The following is a 17040-nucleotide window of genomic DNA, read 5'->3' as shown; positions in this document are numbered from 1 at the left end:
ATGAGCATGGAGTGAACCATGAAAGAGGAAGAGGGAGAAAAGGAAAGGAGGATGAGAGGTATGAGTAAACCCATGAAGGTATGGATCTATGCCTTCCAGTTTGAGGAAGATCCTGCTTATCAGGGAAGTGTTCTTTCTCTGCCGGCTCACCAGGAGGCGGTAAAGGATGCGTTTCAGAGGGCCAGACTAAAGGAGGGGGAGCCTTATCTTTTGGACCGCGGAGGGTACTGGCCGGGTTTTATCGAATCGGTTCTGGAGCGCTACAATCATACACTGGAGGAATTAAATCTGTTAGCTTATAAGCTGTCACAAATGACAGAGCGGCAGATTGAAGTTTATGAAGGGGTTTTAAAGGTTCTTCCGGAGCAAAATATGAAGCAGGTTATCAATGGTCTGTATAACCTGGAGCGGTTTGAATTCCTCCCAGGGATCCGATGTGACAGTGATATCGGGGAAATGACCATTGAAAATGATCTGGATCCACTGTTAAAGGAGCTGCCAGGAGACATTTACCCGCTTTTAGATACTGAAAAGGTTGGAGCATATGTAAGAGAAACGGAAAACGGCGTGTTTACATCCAGGGGCTACTGCTACCGTGTTTCAGATCAGTGGCAGGAAGTCTATGACGGGAAGCAGCTTCCGGAACAGGTAGAGATTCACCAATCTCTGTTTTCTCTGTACCTTGTCCCAGAGGCAACGAACCCGGAAGATTTAGGAGTGGGAGTTTGGTTGGAACTTCCGTATGATGAAGCGACAAAAGTCCAGGTGTTCGAGAGTTTGGGACTGGAATCATTCAAGTATTGTAGGATTGCCAAAGTGCGTTCTGCTGCTCCGCTTTTTGAGCAGTTAACAGGGCAAGATCATGACATAGAACGGTGGAACTACCTGGCGGTGAAGGTAACGTCCATGACGGAGAAGGAGCTGCTGAAATACAAAGCAGTGGCTGAGTTTGAAAGCTGTTCCAGTTTAGAGCAGGCTACTGAGCTGACAGATAGGTTGGCTCAGTATGCGTTTGATCCGGCACAGGTGACTTATGCCACCTACGGCAGGGAATGTCTGGAGCAGATGGGAGCAGACCTGGAGGCACAGGCATTTCGGAGGTTTGACTTTGAAGGTTATGGGAAAGAACTGTATGTCCAGACCGGAAGGAAGCTCACAGCCTATGGGGCGGTCTCAAAGGAGCCCGACCTGGTGGAAGTTCAATCGGAGGACCATGCCATGATGACGCAGGAAATGGGATAGAGGAGGCGAGGTAGTATCAACAGTTTTATATCCTGGGTGGGGGGCAAAAAGGCGCTGCGGAACACGGTGTATGAATTGTCTCCGGCCAGTTTTGAGCGTTATATTGAGGTGTTCGGAGGCGGAGGCTGGGTGCTGTTCGGGAGACTGCCGGATCCGAAGGTGATGGAGGTCTATAATGATTTCAATTCCAACCTGACCAATTTATATGCCTGTGTAAAGAACCATCCCATGGAGTTTTTACGCCAGCTGGGATTCCTGCCTTTAAACGGAAGGGATGAATTTCTTGTGCTGCGAAGGTTTTTAGAGGGGCAGGAGTTCAATCGGACTTTCCTGGCGCAGGAACTGGAGCTGGCAAGGCATAACCTGCCGCTCATGGAGTTCGAGGAACTGCGTTCCCTCCTTCTGGAACGCGCAGCGCCGGGGGATGTCCAGAGGGCGGCGGCATTTTACAAGGTAATCCGGTACAGCTATGGAAGCGGCTGCACATCCTTTGGCTGTCAGCCCTTTGATGTGAGAAAGACCTTCTATCTGATCTGGCAGGCGGCGGACCGGCTGGCGAATACGGTCATCGAGAATAAAGACTTTGAGGCGCTCATCCGGCAGTACGACCGGGAGAACGCCTTTCTTTATTGCGATCCGCCCTATTTTATGACGGAGGACCACTATGAGGTGGAGTTCCCAAGGCAGGACCATGTGAGGCTTCGGGAAACCCTGGCAGGCTGTCAGGGAAAATGGATGGTCAGCTATAACGATTGCGACTATATCCGGGGGCTGTACGAGGGCTGCCACATCACGGCGGTCAGCCGGATCAATAACCTGGCCCAGCGCTATGACCGTGGGTGTGAATTCCCGGAGGTAATCATTACCAACTATGATCCCCAGGAGCGGAAGAAATGGGGCCCACAGCAGATGAACCTGTTTTCTGCCGGGCTGTTGGGAGGTGAGACGGAAGATGGAAGGAATTGAGAAACTCTGGTGGGCAAAGCATCGGCTGGAGGAACAGACAGAAGGAAAACAGCGCCTGATTATTGGAGCTGGAGGACACCTCTTCGTGAAGGTGGATGACAGCTGTCTGGCGGCTTGTTACTTTGCCATGGTCAGGAATCAGAAAACCGGGCAGTATCATGCGGACGTAAAGGGCTATCTGCGGACGTTCAGCGGGTACTGCAATGGAACACGGCTGGAGCAGTTGTTGGAGGAAATAAGCGGGCTGGCGGCGCTTGTGAAGGAACTGGAGGCCGCGCAGCTTAGTGTGAGTGAAGAGGAACTTCAGGAATTCATTCGGGAGTTAGAACAGCAGGATAAAACAGCAGAAGGAGAGGAAAGGGAGGCGTGATGAGAAACGTGAAAATCAATGGAAGAGTGGCGGAGGATGGAAGCATCATCCTGCCGCCAGGTGTATTGGAAAGCATGTGCCTGCCTCCGGGGAATCTGGTAACGCTGGAGTTTGCCCCCACCAGTCCGGTAAAAGAAGCTAACGGCTATGGGCCGCGGTTTCAGGTGGAAACGGGGATCTGTGAGACGGATATCATTGCCGATGAGGAGGAGGCAGCGCTGGTAGTCCCTCATGATTTACTGAACGATGCCCATATCCCAATGGATGCAGGGCTGGTGGTGCAGACGATTCCGGGGGCGATTTTAATCGGTGATACGGATCCCATGGCGGCGGTCCAGGCGCCGCTTCTGGAGATCCTGTCCCTGTTTGGGATATCTGCGGAGGAAGCGTACAAGACAATCGAAGAAGGAGGGTACTACGATGAGTAAGCTGGTATATAAGGTGATGGACAGTAAGGGAAGAGTGTTAATTCCGCGGGAACTGCGTCTGGCGGCCGGTATGTGCGGCGGGGATATCCTGGCCCTTCAGCTCCAGGATGGAAAGGTATCCGTGCGTAAGGTAGAAATCGTGGAGGTGGGGGACCAGTCACCGGAAGCAGTAGAAGCCTACGTCCGCGCCGCCATTAAAACCATGCCAGATGCGGTCCGCTTAAGCCTGATTTCAGACCTGTCCGGGCTGGTACGGGAGAAAGAGGAATACCATGTCGGATAGTCGGATTTATGCAGACAGGGATTGTGTGGAGACAGGAAGTGGCTGTTCTCTGAAGGGGAAGGTGATTGTCCTGAAAGAATCTGCCCAGGAGGCTGGCTTTGGCCGGCAACTTTATTACTGCACAGGCGGGAAAGGAGCCAATGCGAATGCCCTGGGAAAGTCTGTGTTTCTGGTGAATTTAAAGAACGGAGAGTTTGAACGCTGCATTCGGGATCATGTGCTTGGGGTGTTAAAGCCGGAATTGCTGCCGGATGAGGAGAAGCTGCAGCTTTCCCAGATCCGCCCACTTGGAGCCCTGCCTTTGGAGAACCATGAACCCCAGTACAGCGGATACAGCTTTCTGGAGGATGGAAGGTATGCGGCCGGGGTGTGGCTCTGCAATGAAAAGGAAGCCATGGAATATGTGGAAATGCAAAAATCCTATCAGCACCGGATCATGCTCTGTGACCGGAATGATTTCTGTGTTTGGGAGGTGCGGGATGGCAGGCAGGTTTACCCCACACAGGAAGAGTTAGATCAAATGCGCCAGGGATTGGAAGGCAGTCCGGGACCAATGCAGATGTAAGAAGAGAATTGCGATTTAGCACACTGAGCGGCCCATGGTTTTGCCAGGTCTGCTGCATGTTCTTATCCAATGTTTGTTGGTTTTTGTGAATCGCTTTCCGGCGTACAGCATGGTATGGTGTTGAGTTGATACAGTAGGTAGAAGTAGGAAAGTGAGGGCAGCGGATGTCTAAATACGTGGACAAAATGAACCTTCCCCAGTACCGGTTTTACAACCACATGGTGGGGGAAGGGGAGGAGCGGAAAGAACTAGTCAGCGACCTGTTGACAGCGGAAATGATACTGGAGAGGGGGAGCAAGAAAGAGCGCAGCCAGGCGTTAATAACGCTGGCAACCAAGAAAAAACGTCTGGCGGATTTTATTTACAGCCAGGAGGAGGACCGAAAACGCTGTCTGAAGGATCTGACAGGGCGGGACATGAAGCAGTTTCGGAAGCGCCTGGACCATTATCTGGATATGCTGCTCATGATCCCATTTTTTTAAGGACAGTCAGAGAAGAAACGGCGGTATGTGGATGAGAAGTCTGCCTCATCCATCCTGCCGGAGCAGAGAAGCCGCCATTTTCAATACGATAGGGAGAAGGGAAAATATTATACCGAATATGACTGTGTTCCCAAGCTTCTGCTGATCAATGAGCGGCTCTATGAAGAATACGGTTACTATGAGATGACCCAAACAGATAAGGAGAGCCTGAACCGGCTGGTGGCAGATGATGTGCATTATATTATTAACATACAGGGAAGCAGTGGCGTAGATTGTGCCTATCTGGTAGAGAAGGATGAAGATCTCTGTATTAAAATCCTAGACCGGTTGAAGGGGAGCAGGAAAATTCCCATTGAAAACCTGGTCGGAAAGACGGACGGTGTGACGGCGGTGTTCTTAAGTCTCCTGGATTATTTGCAGGAAATGGAACTGGCAGAGCAGAGACGGCGCAAGTATCTGGAGGAGCATCCCAGAAAGTCGGAGTATGCAGGAAAGGCGATTCAAAGTCAGCGGTTTGTAGACAAAAACAGTATCAAGGTGTTCGATATGAAACAGGAAGGAGCAGCCCCGGATTCCATCGGAGCTGTCTATTTTTTTAGCAAGAAGAACAGCGGAAGAGGCGGATTTAGGAGAACGGGGTATGAAATGCGGCCTCACACCAGGAGAGGACATTACCGGAAATACAAAGACGGAAAAACCGTCTATGTGAAAGCAGCCATTATCCACAAGGAGAAATATGAAGGGATCCAGTCAGCCCACCGGATGAACCAATCGGGAGGGAAAAACAGGATGGAACAGGAGGAGAGCGGTACCGCTCTTTCACAAGGCATGAGTCTGTAACTGTTAGGAGGAACTTGAGATGTGGCATGGTTTTTGAGCCAGGGACGCTGCAAATGGGAGTAATAACGCTTGGGAAAGACGCCGTTGGCAGTAAAGAAGTGATTGAAACAACAAGAAGGGAGTGAATGCCCATGCGTGGGATTCGGGTGGAAAACGGGAGGATTTTATACTTTGGAAACCCAGCCGGATATGTTGCCGGGAGCCAGGCGGTGGTGGACCCGATCTTTAAGGGAAAGGAACTGGAAGCCTATCTGGAACGGCAGGGCGGGATTGAAGCCGTGGTATGGAAGGGCGGCGTATACGATCGGCTGATGAATGGACAGGCAGAGACTCAGGGCTGTGAACCCTTGAAGAACTGCCGGATCTGGCAGTTGAAGTCCGATGTCAATATCCATATGAAATTCATTGGCTATGATACGCTGGTTACGAGATTCGGAGAACCGGCCCCACAGAATTACCACATGGTCTATGACGGGGAAATAGAGACCAATGAGTTGGATAGGATCTACGAGAAATTTGATGGAGGGCAGGAGGTTCCAGGCTATACGGGACATTCCCTCTCGGTGTCAGATGTGATTGAGCTATACGATGAGGACACCAGTGAATTCTATTACGTGGACTATAGGGATTTTAAACCGGTTGCATTTGGGGGACCGGAACCGATCCAGTCCCAGGTGCTTCAGTTGTAAAGATGGAAATCAGGCAGCGAAAGGCTGCCTTTTATCATGAGAGGAGGATTAATTTATGAGAGCAGGATTTGAGCGTGTAAAACGTGCGGCAGAGTGGAACATGTGTAAAGTACGGGCAGTCATTGCAGACCGTTCCGGTGAAAATTTCATCGATAGTGCTATCAAAATCTTGATGGCTGTGGTGATCGGTGCTTTGCTGCTGGCGGGTCTGTACGCATTATTCTCTGAAAATGTGTTACCCACGTTGTCCCGGCGCATTACCGAGATGTTCAACTATGCAGGCTGACAAAAAACGCAGAAAGATAAAGAAAGAAGGAGGAACTTTATATGCCTACTGTAGACGTAAGGATTACATCCATGTACCCGCCAGGAGAGGCGGGAAGTATCCGGGGATATGCATCCGCTACCATCGACAGTTGTATTGGAATCCGGGGGATCAAAGTAGTGGATGGAGGAGAGCGTGGACTCTTTGTTTCCATGCCCAGCCGGAAGACAACGGAAGGATATAAGGAAGTGTGTTTCCCGGTAACGGCAGAGTTCCGGGAACAGCTTCACAATGCAGTGTTATCGGCCTATCAGCAGGCGCTGGAGCAGTCTGTTGCCCAGCAGACTGGCACTACTCAGGCGGATGCGGCGGAACAGGCCGGGGAACAGCCGAGCCTACAGATGTAGGGTGCAGGGAGTTCTGTTTCTCTATCTGTTGCTGGCCGCTGCCTTTGTGGATCTGAAACGGCGGGAGATTCCGGACTGGGTGAGCGGCGGCATCGCCGCCCTCTTCCTTATGCACGCTCAACCGGAATGTCTGTTGGGGCTTATTCCAGCGCTGTTTTTCCTGGCAGCGGCAGTAAAAGGGGGAATCGGCGGCGGAGATGTGAAGCTGGCTGCAGCTTGCGGCCTTGTGCTGGGACTGCCGGGTGCCTTGATGGGAATGGTAGTAGGATTAATGCTTCAGCTTCTGTTTCATATGTGCTCAAAGTGCGTGTTGCTGTTTTTCAGAAAGCAGGTAAGCTCTGCGTATCCAATGGCTCCATTCCTGGCGATTGGATACGCTGCCGCCTATTATATTTAGGAGGAGTTGGAAAATGAAGAAGAGGGTTCTTAGGTTGTTTGTACTGATTGGCTGTGTGAGTGTTTTCTGTTTTCGGTTCATAAAAAAGGCAGATTTATCTGCAGTAAGGTAAGGAGAATCAATATGGAAATTGAGAGAGCCAATGCATTCACCATGTATTATGAACCGTTTGAACTGGAGGAGAAGGCAGATGGCCCTGTAATATCCGAGACAGCTGAATTTTGTATGGTCCAAGGATAGAGAAGAAGGGAGAGAGATATGAATTTCTTTAAGAACAGAACCGTGATCGGCTTACTTTGCATTGTACTGTCCCTGGTGATCTGCTTTGCAATCACGCCGATGTTTAACCGGACGATCAGCGAGAAAACAGAGATTGTCCGGGTCACAAAAAACATCTGGATTGGGGATGAGATCACAAAGGATATGGTGAAATCCGTGGAGGTGGGAGCTTACAACCTGCCGGAGTCTGTTGTGCACAATCTGGATGAAGTGATTGGCAAGTATGCATCGGCGGATATGGCTCCTGGTGACTATATCGTCCGTTCCAAGGTGGCGGAGGAACCGGCAGCGGAGAATGCATATCTTTATAATCTGAATGGGGAAAAGCAGGCCATTTCTGTCAGTGTGAAGGCCTTTGCCAATGGGTTATCCGGAAAACTGATCAGTGGTGACATTGTATCTGTGATTGCGCCGGATTTTAGAAAGCAGGGTTCTACAATTATTCCGCCGGAGCTGCAGTATGTGGAGGTTATTGCAGTAACGGCAAACAGCGGATATGACGCCAATACCGGGGAACGGGGCGATGAGGAGACGGAGAAAGAACTGCCGGGAACCGTGACCCTTTTGGTTACACCGGAGCAGGGAAAGGTTCTTGCGGAACTGGAGGCGGAAGGGAAGTTGCATTTATCCCTGGTGTACCGGGGGACAAAGGAAAATGCCCGGAAGTTTGTGGAGGCCCAGGAAATCATACTGGAAGAACTATATCCGCCAGAGGGTGAGGGAACGGAAGAGAATACGGAGAAGGAAAGCGGAAACGAAGAAACAGATACAGTAGAAGAAGCCGGTGGAGAAACAGTACAGGGAGAGGAGACAGGGGCAACCGCAGAAAGCGAGAGCGGGGTGGAGTAAATGCTGAATTTCAAAAAAGGAAGTATTTTCGACCGCTCGGCAAAGGCGCAGGAGGACTTCGTGGATGAGCCGGGGAATCAGATCCTGGCGGTCTGGGGGAGTCCGGGAAGCGGTAAATCCACAGTGGCTGTGAAGCTGGCAAGGTACCTGGCTGGAAAGAAGCGGAACGTGGTCCTCCTGACCTGTGATATGACGGCTCCCATGCTGCCCTGTATCTGCCCTCCGGCAGACCTTGAATGTGAACATTCCCTGGGGAGTGTGCTGGCGGCAGCCCAGGTGACACAATCCTTGGTCCGCCACAATCTGATTACCCATAAAAAGTATGACTACCTGACCCTGATGGGGATGCTGCGGGGAGAGAATGAATATACCTATCCGCCTTACAACGCGAAGCAGGCAACAGAGCTGATTACGTGTCTACGGGAAATGGCCCCTTATGTGATCATCGACTGTGGAAGCTACATTGCCAATGATATCCTGTCGGCCATTGCTCTGATGGAGGCCGATGCGGTTCTCCGCTTGGTAAACTGCGATTTGAAGAGTATCAGCTACCTTTCCAGCCAGCTGCCCCTGCTGCGGGACAACAAATGGGATGCGGATAAACAGTACAAGGTAGCCAGCAACATCAAGCTCAACGAGGCCAGCGAACATGTGGAGCAGGTGCTTGGAAGCGTGACATTTAAGCTGCCGTATTGTGCGGAACTGGCGGCGCAGAGTCTGGCCGGGGATCTTCTGGCGGATCTATCCTTGCGGGAGAGTAAAGGGTTCCGAAAGGCGATTGAAGCAATCAGCAGGGAGGTGTTTGGATGTTAGGGGAAAAGCGCTCCGGGGATATATTTGGGCCGGGATCAAAGCAGGAAGTTGGTGTACCGGCAGCAATGGCAGAAGTGGCTGGTGATGATCAGGAAGTAGAACTGCAGAAATATAGTGATTCCAAGAGACGCGAAATAGAATACAAGGACAAATCAGAACAGAGAGAAAAAAGCGAGGCAGTTGTGCCAGAAAAACAGCCTGCCCCGGGTGAAATGGAGCCAGAGGAATCAGATGATATAGAGGAGCCAGGAGATGATAGGGGACCTCTTCTTTCCGAGGTACGGGCTCCGCTCGCCCACAACCTGTTCTTTTCTCCAGAAGGAGAAGGCCGGGAATTTACGGATGTTTTAAAAGAAGTGCAGGAGTACATTTCCAGCAAATATTCCACGCTGATCATTGACCAGGGAAGCGAGGACGTGAAGGATCAGATTAAGCGCTATATCACCAAGTATGTGCAGGACTACCGGATTGCAGTAAAGGGAATGGACCGTCAGGACCTGGTGGATACCATTTATACTGAAATGGCGGAGTTCTCCTTCCTCACCAAGTATGTGTATGGGACAGGGATTGAGGAGATTGACGTCAACAGCTGGCGGGATATCGAAGTCCAGTATTCCGGAGGCGTTACGAAGAAACTGACCGAGCGTTTTGAGAGTCCTCAGCACGCAATCAATGTGATCCGCCGTATGCTCCATACGTCCGGCATGGTTTTGGACAATGCCAGCCCGGCAGTGCTGGGGCATCTATCCAAAAACATCCGAATTGCAGCCATGAAAACGCCGCTGGTGGATGAGGACGTAGGGATTGCAGCCTCAATCCGTATTGTAAATCCACAATCCATGAAGCAGGAAGATTTTATAAACGGGGGAACGGCCACCCAGCCGATGATGGACTTTTTGACCGAGTGTCTGCGATATGGGATATCCATCTGTGTGGCAGGGGCGACAAGTTCTGGGAAGACAACACTGCTCGGATGGCTTTTGACCACCATACCGGATAACAAGCGAATTTACACCATTGAGAGCGGTTCCAGGGAGCTGGCTCTGGTGCGCGAGAAGGAAGGTGTGGTAACGAATTCCGTCATCCATACCCTGACCCGGGACAGTGAGAATGAGCGCCAGAGGGTGGATCAGATTGCCCTGCTGGACATGGCGCTGCGGTTTAACCCGAATATTATTGTGGTGGGGGAAATGCGCGGGCCGGAGGCCAATGCGGCTCAGGAGGCGGCCAGGACCGGCGTGGCGGTGGTAACCACCATCCATTCCAACAGCTGTGAAGCCACATACCGGCGTATGGTGTCCCTGTGCAAACGTGCGGTGGATATGAGCGATGAGACTCTCCTATCCTATGTGACGGAGGCCTATCCAATCGTGGCATTCTGTAAACAGCTGGAAAACCGGGAACGGCGTCTGATGGAAATCCAAGAGTGTGAAATCCGTCTGGATGGAACCAGAAGCTACCGGCCGCTGTTCCAGTACAAGATCACGGAAAACCGGGTGGAAGACGGGAAATTCATCATTGAAGGCCACCATGAGCAGGTACATGCCATATCGGACGGGCTGGCGAAACGGCTGTTGGAGAACGGGATGCCGGGCGAGACGCTGAAACGATTGAGGGGAGGTGTGAATGTATGACATTGATGCAGCTTTTGGCCTGTGCCGGTATGATAACCGGCGCTTTTTTGATTCTGGGATTAAAACCGATGGAATTTACAGACGGCCTGTTTGGTTTTCTGATGCAAAAGCCCAGGACGATAAAGGAGGAAATCAACGAGGCCACCAGCCGGAAGAAGCCGGGGGTGTTTCGCCGGGAAATCCGCACAGCTCAGGAGATCCTGGCTATGACGGGCCGGGAAAGCCGTTTTTCCATGATTTGTGCAGCCAGCCTGTCCTTGTTCTGTCTTGGCGGCTCCCTGGCAATCCTGATGGGGAATTATTTTCTGGCCCCGGTCCTGGCGGTGGGCTTCCTGTTCTTCCCCTTCTGGTATGTGCGGCTGACGGCCGGCCATTACAAGAAGAACGTGGCGGCGGAGCTGGAGACCGCCCTGTCTATCATTACTACAGCGTATTTGAGAAATGAGGATATCCTGACTGCGGTGGAGGAAAACCTGCACTATTTAAATCCGCCGGTTCGCAACGTGTTCCAGGAATTTTCGACCCAGGTGCGGATGGTGAATCCTGATGTGGAAGCCGGGCTGCAGGCACTGAGAGGGCGGATTGAGAACGATGTGTTCGAGGAGTGGTGTAATGCACTGTGTGACTGTCAGTATGACCGTAGCTTAAAGACCACGCTGACGCCGATTGTGAGCAAGTTATCAGATATGCGGATCGTGAATGCGGAGCTGGAGCTGTTGGTGACGGAACCCAGGAAGGAATTTATTACCATGGTGATCCTTGTCATTGGAAATATCCCGTTAATGTATTCCTTAAACCGAAGCTGGTATGAGACTCTGATGTTTTCTTATGTGGGACAGATCATCCTGGCAGTATCAGCGGCTCTTATCTTTGTCAGCACGGCATGTGTGATCCGTCTGACTAAGCCGCTGGAATACAGGAGGTGACGGGGATGATTGGATTACTGGTTTGCTTTGGCGGACTGCTGGCTGCCGGATTATTTTTCTTGGCAGCGGACTTGCTCCGGCTGCCGTATTTAAAGACATCGAAGGCAATGATTAATACAGGGAGGGAAAACAGAAGGGCAGCAAAGAGCATGGAAACGTACTTCCTTTCCCTGGCAGTGAAGCTGGCGCCTTATATCCACATGGATGAATATAAACGGGGACGGCAGAAGAATATTCTGAAGGCCAGCGGGCTGAACATGGAGCCAGAGGTATATCAGGCTTATGTTATTTCCAAGGCAGGACTTGTGCTGCTGGGAGTCATTCCCTGTCTGCTGGTCTTTCCGCTGCTGGCTGTGATTGATGTGATTCTGGCGGTGATGGTGTATTTCAAGGAACAGGAGCGGGCGGATGATCTGCTGGCGAAGAAGAGGGGAGAGCTGGAAGGCGAGCTGCCCCGATTTGTGTCAACCATTGAGCAGGAACTGAAGAACAGCCGGGATGTGCTGTCCATTGTGGAGAACTATAAAAAGAACGCCGGGGAAGAATTCGCCAATGAATTGGAAATCCTGGCGGCGGATATGCGCTCCTCCAGTTACGAGGCAGCGCTCACCCGGTTTGAGGCTAGGCTCAACTCTCCTATGTTCTCCGATGTGGTTCGTGGGCTGATTGGCGTGCTCCGCGGCGATGATGGGGCCATGTATTTTCAAATGCTGTTTCATGATTTCAAACAGATGGAGCTGCAGCGGCTGAAAAAGGAAGCCCAGAAGATCCCGCACAAGATCCGTGTGTTCAGCTTCCTCATGCTGGTGTGTTTTATTATCACTTACCTGGCGATTATCGTATTTGAGATTCTAAAGTCCATGGAAAGTATGTTTTAGAAAAGAAAAAAGATGGAGGCGCGAGGACATGAGCAGCGTGGAGAATGAGACAGGAGCGACTGGGACGGTGCGGGAGTTTTTGGAGAGACATCCCGAAGAACCTGTATTTATGATGATGCCTGGTGGATATGTGTATTTGGTCCCGGAGCAGATAGGGAATCTTTTGGCGGGTCAAGCCGTCCAAGGAAATCCCTATAGTTGGAGGGAATGTGTCCAAATCAAGGCGGAGGAACTTTTACAGCAGAAGGTGAAGTCAATGAACCATGCGGATGGCACCTGGTATGTGTTGACGCGATTAAATGAGCCGGAAGTGATTCCTGCCAGAACCAGTGAGGAGGGAATGGTGTGTCGCATTTAAAGAAGATACTTGCCGGACAAGACGGGGAAGGGTACATTGATGTGGCAGTTTTAATCCTGTGTGTGATGCTGGTCCTTGCTCTTTCTGTAAAGATTCTGCCAGTATTTATAGCAAAACAGCAGCTGGATACCTTTGCGACAGAGCTTTGCAGGGAGGCGGAGATTGCGGGCCAGATTGGGAACGAGACGAACCGGAGGGCGGCTGCCCTCAGAGAGAAGACAGGACTTAACCCCGAGATCCATTGGTCAGCCAGTGGTCGGATTCAGCTCAATGAGGAAGTAACCGTGCAGCTGACCTGCCGCTATGATCTGGGGCTGTTTGGAGGACTTGGTTCCTTCCCCGTCACCCTGCGGGCTGCAGCAACCGGAAAGTCTGAGGTGTATTGGAAATGAAAAAATGGCTGGTGTGTTTGAAAGATAAACGTGGGACTGCGTTCCCTCTGGTAATCGCGGTGACTCTGGCCTGCCTTTTGATTCTGTGCGGAATCATGGAATTTTTCCGTCTGAGCCTGATTGCCTCTGGGGTAAAGGAAGCCCTGCAGGATGCAGTGGTTGTGGTGGTAAATGACAACTATGCCAATGTATATCATGGGGTACGGGAAGGATACTCAGGAGGATATTATACGGAAGGATACGGCTTTGAGGAATCGGTGGATACCGGGGATATTTATTACCACTTGGGTGAAACTCTGGGAACCCGGCGGGAGGGAGGAAAACGTGTAAAATATACCGGAGGTGCCCTGGAGTACAAAATAACTGGGCTGGACGTTACAATCCGCAATGCACCCCTGGCACCCTCCGACCCTGCAAATGCTCAACGGTTTGAAGCAGATGCCGTGGTCTGGCTGGAGGTTCCGGTGCGATTTGCAGGGAAGACATTTCCTCCCATGAAGATGAAAATTAAGGTACAGGCGGGTTATATTGAAGTATTCTGAAAAATAGGGGAGAAAGAGGGGGGAATGGGAAAAGTCGCTGGACTTTTAGAGAGGGTTACTGTATGCTATGTCGTACAAAGATAAAAGTATGAGGAGGCGTAATCAATGAAACTGAATGAGCGAATGAAGCGGCGGCTGGCTGTCCTTGGTTGCGTGGTCGTGGGAGCTGTATTAATTGCAGCAATCGGCAGCCAATTCAGAGGAAAGGCACAGGGAGGCAATCAGTCGGAGGAGCAGACAGAACAGACGGAAGCGGTGACAGTAGTGGTAATACCGACTGAGACAACAGAGGCAGCAACAACAGAGGAAGAAACAGAGACAAGCAAACCGCATATCATGGTGAGAACCGAACCGGCAACGGAACCTTCCAGAGCAGGGACAACGGAGCCAACAGCGGCTCTGCCGGCACAGACGGACCGGACGGAACAGGCTGTGCAGCCGGCTCCAGAAAAACCAACTGCTCCTCCAGAAGAGGTGTTAAAAAATCCTACCCAAAAGCCGGATGGAGAGTCCGTAGAAGGTACTCTGGAGGCCATGCCTCATGAGGAGATGGTGCAGCCCAGCGAGGCACCCACACAAGCTGGGGAGCCGCAGTATGGAGACACACAAAATGGGAAGATTTATGTACCGGGATTTGGCTGGATTGATGAGATTGGTGAAGGGCAGGGAACGGTAGCTGAGGATATGTATGAGAATGGAAATAAGATTGGCATTATGGATTAAAAGGATTGTGACGAGACACCGCTTCGGCGGTGTTTTTTCTTTGAAAATGTGTAGGAATGGGGCAAAGATACTGGCTGTGCTGGCAATGGCTTTGATGCTTATGTCTCCTCTCACTGCATATGCAGTCGGGGAAGGGAATCTGGATGGAAGCGGCGGGTCCATGGGACAGGGAACCTCACAGAACAAGTGGACGCCCGGCATGGAGGGCGTGAGGGTGACGGTCATCTTGGCGGATACCAGGACCCCGGTGACACAGCCCATTGACTTTACTAATAAAAGGCCGACCAATATCCAGCTGCACTTTAGGAAGGTTAGCAAGCGCAATCGGTAAAACCCAAAGAGCCATGCGCCAGTCATAGGCAAAAAGGCAGATTGCAATCAGTGTTGTGGAAATGAGTGAACCTGCTAAAGCGAGTACATAATGGAAGAGCGCTATTTCCAGGGTGGCACAATCCCCCATAATAGAATTTGCCAAATCAGCACTGTCCTTTTTCCTGAAAAAGGACAGTGGGAGCTGTTCCGCTAAGGAAACACGCCTTACGCCGCTTTCCACATAAGTGGCATTGTATTGAAAATACGTTACAATGAACATGGGTACAAGACAAGCCAAAGTGTCAACCACATAGAAAGAAATGCGGCTTCCATTTACGCCCCCGTTCATGAGAACAATGACAAAGCTATAGAGAAGCCCAACAGGGATCATAAAGAATATCTCCTGAAACACACACACGATACACCCCTTTATCAAATCGACAGCCCCCTGCCTTGATAACGCAAAACACCTTTACAATGTCTGAATCATGCTCTTACCTCCTAGTGATAAATGATAAAACAACTAGAACAGCATTCCAAGTTGGGAGGGGGACGATAAAAATTTCAGATAATGCAGTTGTTTAGTTTAAAACCCATGATAATATAAGCATAGCAGTTGATGATATATGTAATTGTCGTGTGTGGTAACTCAACAATACAACATATATTCAAAAACTGCTACTTAAAAAAAGTGGTGGATTCACATATCTAGGGCTAGTCACCGCGCTAGAGCGTGTTTGATACAATAGCAAAAACGAATAATAATCCGGGCATAAAAAAGGAATTTTACATAGGGAAATCGGGCAAATAGCGGTTCTTGTATTGCTACTATATCTTGCTATCGTGATACTGATTGCATCGATACGGACATTGATAGCGCTCAGGAAAGGGCGGGAACACGCAAAGAAAACATGGAAAAACATTTTGGAAATGCTTTTTAGCATTCCTTGGAGAGATGCTTGATCCGTTTAATTGGCTGTGATTTTGATAGTGGTAAAGTCCTATTGAGCCAACAGACAAAGTGTATCTTGTTGGTTAACATAAACTAACCAACAAGGTAGGAGGATAGAAGTTGTTCCTATTGTTAAATCTTCTTTTGATATTTTTTGGAATAGGATTATTTGGACTTAGTTACTCGCTCGTGCGTAAAAGAAAAGGTGATACCGAGGGTCTTAAACTTTACGGTGCATTTGCCTATGGGAGCGTTGTTTTTATTGTTTCGGGAGTGGCTCAGATCATCGGGCATTATGTATCTTTTTCTTGGTGGTATAGTTCTGTCATATTGATTATCCTGGAAATTGCAGACAATTTCTTAATCCGACCAGGATTTAATAAAAGCGGTAAAGCCGGTTTGAAAAAGAAGAACCTATTGGAAATTTTATTTTCTGTTGTTATCTGTTTGAGTGCTATATTGTTGAAACGAGATTTGTCAAGGGGGCTTTTTGCGAAAAAACAAGGATTATCAATCAAACGCAAGTATTTATAAAAAGAGTTTGAATTTTAGGATTTGTCGGGTTTTTGTCTGTACTCCTCCATCAGCTTATCATTTTCCATAATGAAGGGAGCTGCGGTAGGCTGACCGAAACTGACATCATATTTTGACATCAGGTAGTCATTTAACTCAACTCGACTTGCGAATTTGCTCAGCTGATATGGTTCTTGAAATGCGATCTTTTCCACAAAATACAGCGCGTCCGCAGAAACAGGAAACAATACCCCAATGTGCCCAATGAACAGATAATCTGCGTCATCCCATGAGTCATGGAAAACTACCGATATGAGCCGTGCTTTTGATTGTTTATCAAAGATAATACCACGTTTGGCCCAGTCGCCTTGCAGATTTTCCACATGGACGGAAGTTTCCTGAGTGCTCTCTGTAGGAACAGTGGAATAAAAGGCCAGAAAACGATCATAATCTCCTTCGTTAAGCAATGCGGAAGAGTCCTCTTCCAGAGAAGCCATGTCCTGCATGACCATATCCGATCGAATCTCGGCGTCTGTCGGGATTTCGATGTAGTCGCCAAAAAGGCTGAAGGCTGTAATGCGGCAGTTGTATCCTAAAAAGTATGGATATACCTCGTTTCATTCGTCCTGCATGGTATACGGATCATAGGTTGCCCTTGATACATCTTTCTGCACAAATTCTCCGGCGAGACCTTCTGTAGAAACTGTGCTGTTGAACTGATCGACATGCTCAAAGAATATTTCCTGGCGTTCATCGGAGATACCGGCACTTGACATAATGACAGACAGCTCCTCCTGAACAGAATCGTTCAGGAGGTTGCTGTATTCAATCGTTTCCGGACATGACCGGTCATTGCTTTGCTGACAGCCGGCCAGAAGTATAACCAAGCATAGTGAACTTAAGCTGAAAAGGATTTTTCTCATAAATATCCTCGC

General features: G+C 49.9%; 22 protein-coding genes and 3 pseudogenes. 23 read left to right on the top strand and 2 right to left on the bottom strand.

The features are described from left to right. Positions 1–18 precede the first annotated feature (18 nt). The 22 genes and pseudogenes from ACK2JC_RS04345 to ACK2JC_RS04240 form a co-directional block, all read left to right on the top strand. Positions 19–1242, top strand: a complete 1224-nt coding sequence (locus ACK2JC_RS04345; RefSeq protein ID WP_368271395.1) for a hypothetical protein — start codon at positions 19–21, stop codon at positions 1240–1242. A 15-nt stretch (positions 1243–1257) separates the two neighbouring features. After that, positions 1258–2208, top strand: a complete 951-nt coding sequence (locus ACK2JC_RS04340) for a DNA adenine methylase (RefSeq protein ID WP_349769498.1) — start codon at positions 1258–1260, stop codon at positions 2206–2208. Continuing rightward, positions 2195–2578 (top strand): hypothetical protein, encoded by a 384-nt coding sequence (locus ACK2JC_RS04335; protein ID WP_320998786.1) that lies wholly within the window; start codon positions 2195–2197, stop codon positions 2576–2578. Before ACK2JC_RS04340 ends, ACK2JC_RS04335 begins: the two co-directional genes overlap by 14 nt. After that, positions 2578–3006 (top strand): hypothetical protein, encoded by a 429-nt coding sequence (locus tag ACK2JC_RS04330; protein ID WP_117634159.1) that lies wholly within the window; start codon positions 2578–2580, stop codon positions 3004–3006. The genes ACK2JC_RS04335 and ACK2JC_RS04330 overlap by 1 nt, the downstream gene beginning before the upstream one ends. After that, complete coding sequence (locus tag ACK2JC_RS04325; RefSeq protein ID WP_117634158.1) at positions 2999–3289, top strand: AbrB/MazE/SpoVT family DNA-binding domain-containing protein; 291 nt, start codon at positions 2999–3001, stop codon at positions 3287–3289. The genes ACK2JC_RS04330 and ACK2JC_RS04325 overlap by 8 nt, the downstream gene beginning before the upstream one ends. Further along, positions 3279–3854: a hypothetical protein gene (locus ACK2JC_RS04320; protein ID WP_117634157.1), complete on the top strand. Its 576-nt coding sequence runs from the start codon at positions 3279–3281 to the stop codon at positions 3852–3854. The genes ACK2JC_RS04325 and ACK2JC_RS04320 overlap by 11 nt, the downstream gene beginning before the upstream one ends. A 164-nt stretch (positions 3855–4018) precedes the next feature. Beyond that, positions 4019–4336 (top strand): hypothetical protein, encoded by a 318-nt coding sequence (locus tag ACK2JC_RS04315; protein ID WP_320998787.1) that lies wholly within the window; start codon positions 4019–4021, stop codon positions 4334–4336. Between the two features lie 27 nt (positions 4337–4363). Continuing rightward, on the top strand, positions 4364–5176 hold the full coding sequence (locus ACK2JC_RS04310) for a hypothetical protein (RefSeq protein WP_368271394.1): 813 nt from the start codon (positions 4364–4366) through the stop codon (positions 5174–5176). A 131-nt stretch (positions 5177–5307) separates the two neighbouring features. Beyond that, positions 5308–5865: a YodL domain-containing protein gene (locus tag ACK2JC_RS04305; RefSeq protein WP_117634171.1), complete on the top strand. Its 558-nt coding sequence runs from the start codon at positions 5308–5310 to the stop codon at positions 5863–5865. A 55-nt stretch (positions 5866–5920) separates the two neighbouring features. Further along, positions 5921–6151, top strand: coding sequence for a DUF6133 family protein (locus tag ACK2JC_RS04300; protein WP_118077430.1), 231 nt, complete (start codon positions 5921–5923; stop codon positions 6149–6151). Between the two features lie 41 nt (positions 6152–6192). Next, entirely contained in the window at positions 6193–6537 is a 345-nt protein-coding gene (locus ACK2JC_RS04295; protein ID WP_117634776.1) for a SpoVG family protein, read from the top strand. A 46-nt stretch (positions 6538–6583) separates the two neighbouring features. Beyond that, positions 6584–6934 carry a prepilin peptidase gene (locus ACK2JC_RS04290; protein WP_368271393.1) on the top strand — a complete coding sequence of 117 codons (351 nt, stop codon included), beginning with the start codon at positions 6584–6586 and terminating at the stop codon, positions 6932–6934. Positions 6935–7192: 258 nt separating this feature from the next. Beyond that, positions 7193–8062 (top strand): Flp pilus assembly protein CpaB, encoded by an 870-nt coding sequence (gene cpaB, locus ACK2JC_RS04285; protein ID WP_320998625.1) that lies wholly within the window; start codon positions 7193–7195, stop codon positions 8060–8062. Further along, on the top strand, positions 8063–8875 hold the full coding sequence (locus ACK2JC_RS04280; protein WP_117634783.1) for a ParA family protein: 813 nt from the start codon (positions 8063–8065) through the stop codon (positions 8873–8875). Continuing rightward, entirely contained in the window at positions 8869–10509 is a 1641-nt protein-coding gene (locus tag ACK2JC_RS04275) for a CpaF/VirB11 family protein (protein ID WP_117634785.1), read from the top strand. Before ACK2JC_RS04280 ends, ACK2JC_RS04275 begins: the two co-directional genes overlap by 7 nt. Then, a complete protein-coding gene (locus ACK2JC_RS04270; RefSeq protein ID WP_368271392.1) occupies positions 10506–11435 on the top strand; it encodes a type II secretion system F family protein in 930 nt (309 codons plus the stop codon). Before ACK2JC_RS04275 ends, ACK2JC_RS04270 begins: the two co-directional genes overlap by 4 nt. Before the next feature lie 5 nt (positions 11436–11440). Continuing rightward, positions 11441–12313: a secretion protein F gene (locus ACK2JC_RS04265; RefSeq protein WP_117634788.1), complete on the top strand. Its 873-nt coding sequence runs from the start codon at positions 11441–11443 to the stop codon at positions 12311–12313. Positions 12314–12341: 28 nt separating this feature from the next. Further along, a complete protein-coding gene (locus ACK2JC_RS04260) occupies positions 12342–12671 on the top strand; it encodes a hypothetical protein (RefSeq protein ID WP_240305372.1) in 330 nt (109 codons plus the stop codon). Next, positions 12659–13063, top strand: coding sequence for a DUF4320 family protein (locus ACK2JC_RS04255; RefSeq protein WP_117634792.1), 405 nt, complete (start codon positions 12659–12661; stop codon positions 13061–13063). The genes ACK2JC_RS04260 and ACK2JC_RS04255 overlap by 13 nt, the downstream gene beginning before the upstream one ends. Continuing rightward, entirely contained in the window at positions 13060–13605 is a 546-nt protein-coding gene (locus ACK2JC_RS04250) for a hypothetical protein (RefSeq protein ID WP_117634794.1), read from the top strand. The genes ACK2JC_RS04255 and ACK2JC_RS04250 overlap by 4 nt, the downstream gene beginning before the upstream one ends. Positions 13606–13710: 105 nt before the next feature. Further along, the gene (locus tag ACK2JC_RS04245) at positions 13711–14328 is read left to right on the top strand and encodes a DUF6550 family protein (RefSeq protein WP_320998627.1); all 618 of its coding nucleotides are present in this window, start codon (positions 13711–13713) and stop codon (positions 14326–14328) included. Beyond that, positions 14294–14647, top strand: a pseudogene (locus ACK2JC_RS04240) (hypothetical protein); the annotation flags it as partial. The gene ACK2JC_RS04245 and the pseudogene ACK2JC_RS04240, both read left to right, overlap by 35 nt. On the opposite strand, the pseudogene ACK2JC_RS04235 reads toward ACK2JC_RS04240, so the two are convergent. After that, positions 14648–15076, bottom strand: a pseudogene (locus ACK2JC_RS04235) (ABC transporter ATP-binding protein); the annotation flags it as partial. A 636-nt stretch (positions 15077–15712) separates the two neighbouring features. Between ACK2JC_RS04235 and ACK2JC_RS04230 the strand changes: the two are divergent. After that, positions 15713–16126 (top strand): hypothetical protein, encoded by a 414-nt coding sequence (locus tag ACK2JC_RS04230; RefSeq protein WP_368271391.1) that lies wholly within the window; start codon positions 15713–15715, stop codon positions 16124–16126. Between the two features lie 14 nt (positions 16127–16140). Here ACK2JC_RS04230 and ACK2JC_RS04225 read toward each other — a convergent pair. Next, positions 16141–17028: pseudogene (locus tag ACK2JC_RS04225) on the bottom strand (DUF4300 family protein). Positions 17029–17040: the final 12 nt, after the last annotated feature.

It is taken from the genome of Enterocloster lavalensis (assembly GCF_046603895.1).
Lineage (GTDB): Bacteria > Bacillota > Clostridia > Lachnospirales > Lachnospiraceae > Enterocloster > Enterocloster lavalensis.
This window is presented reverse-complemented; position numbering and strand designations above follow the sequence as displayed.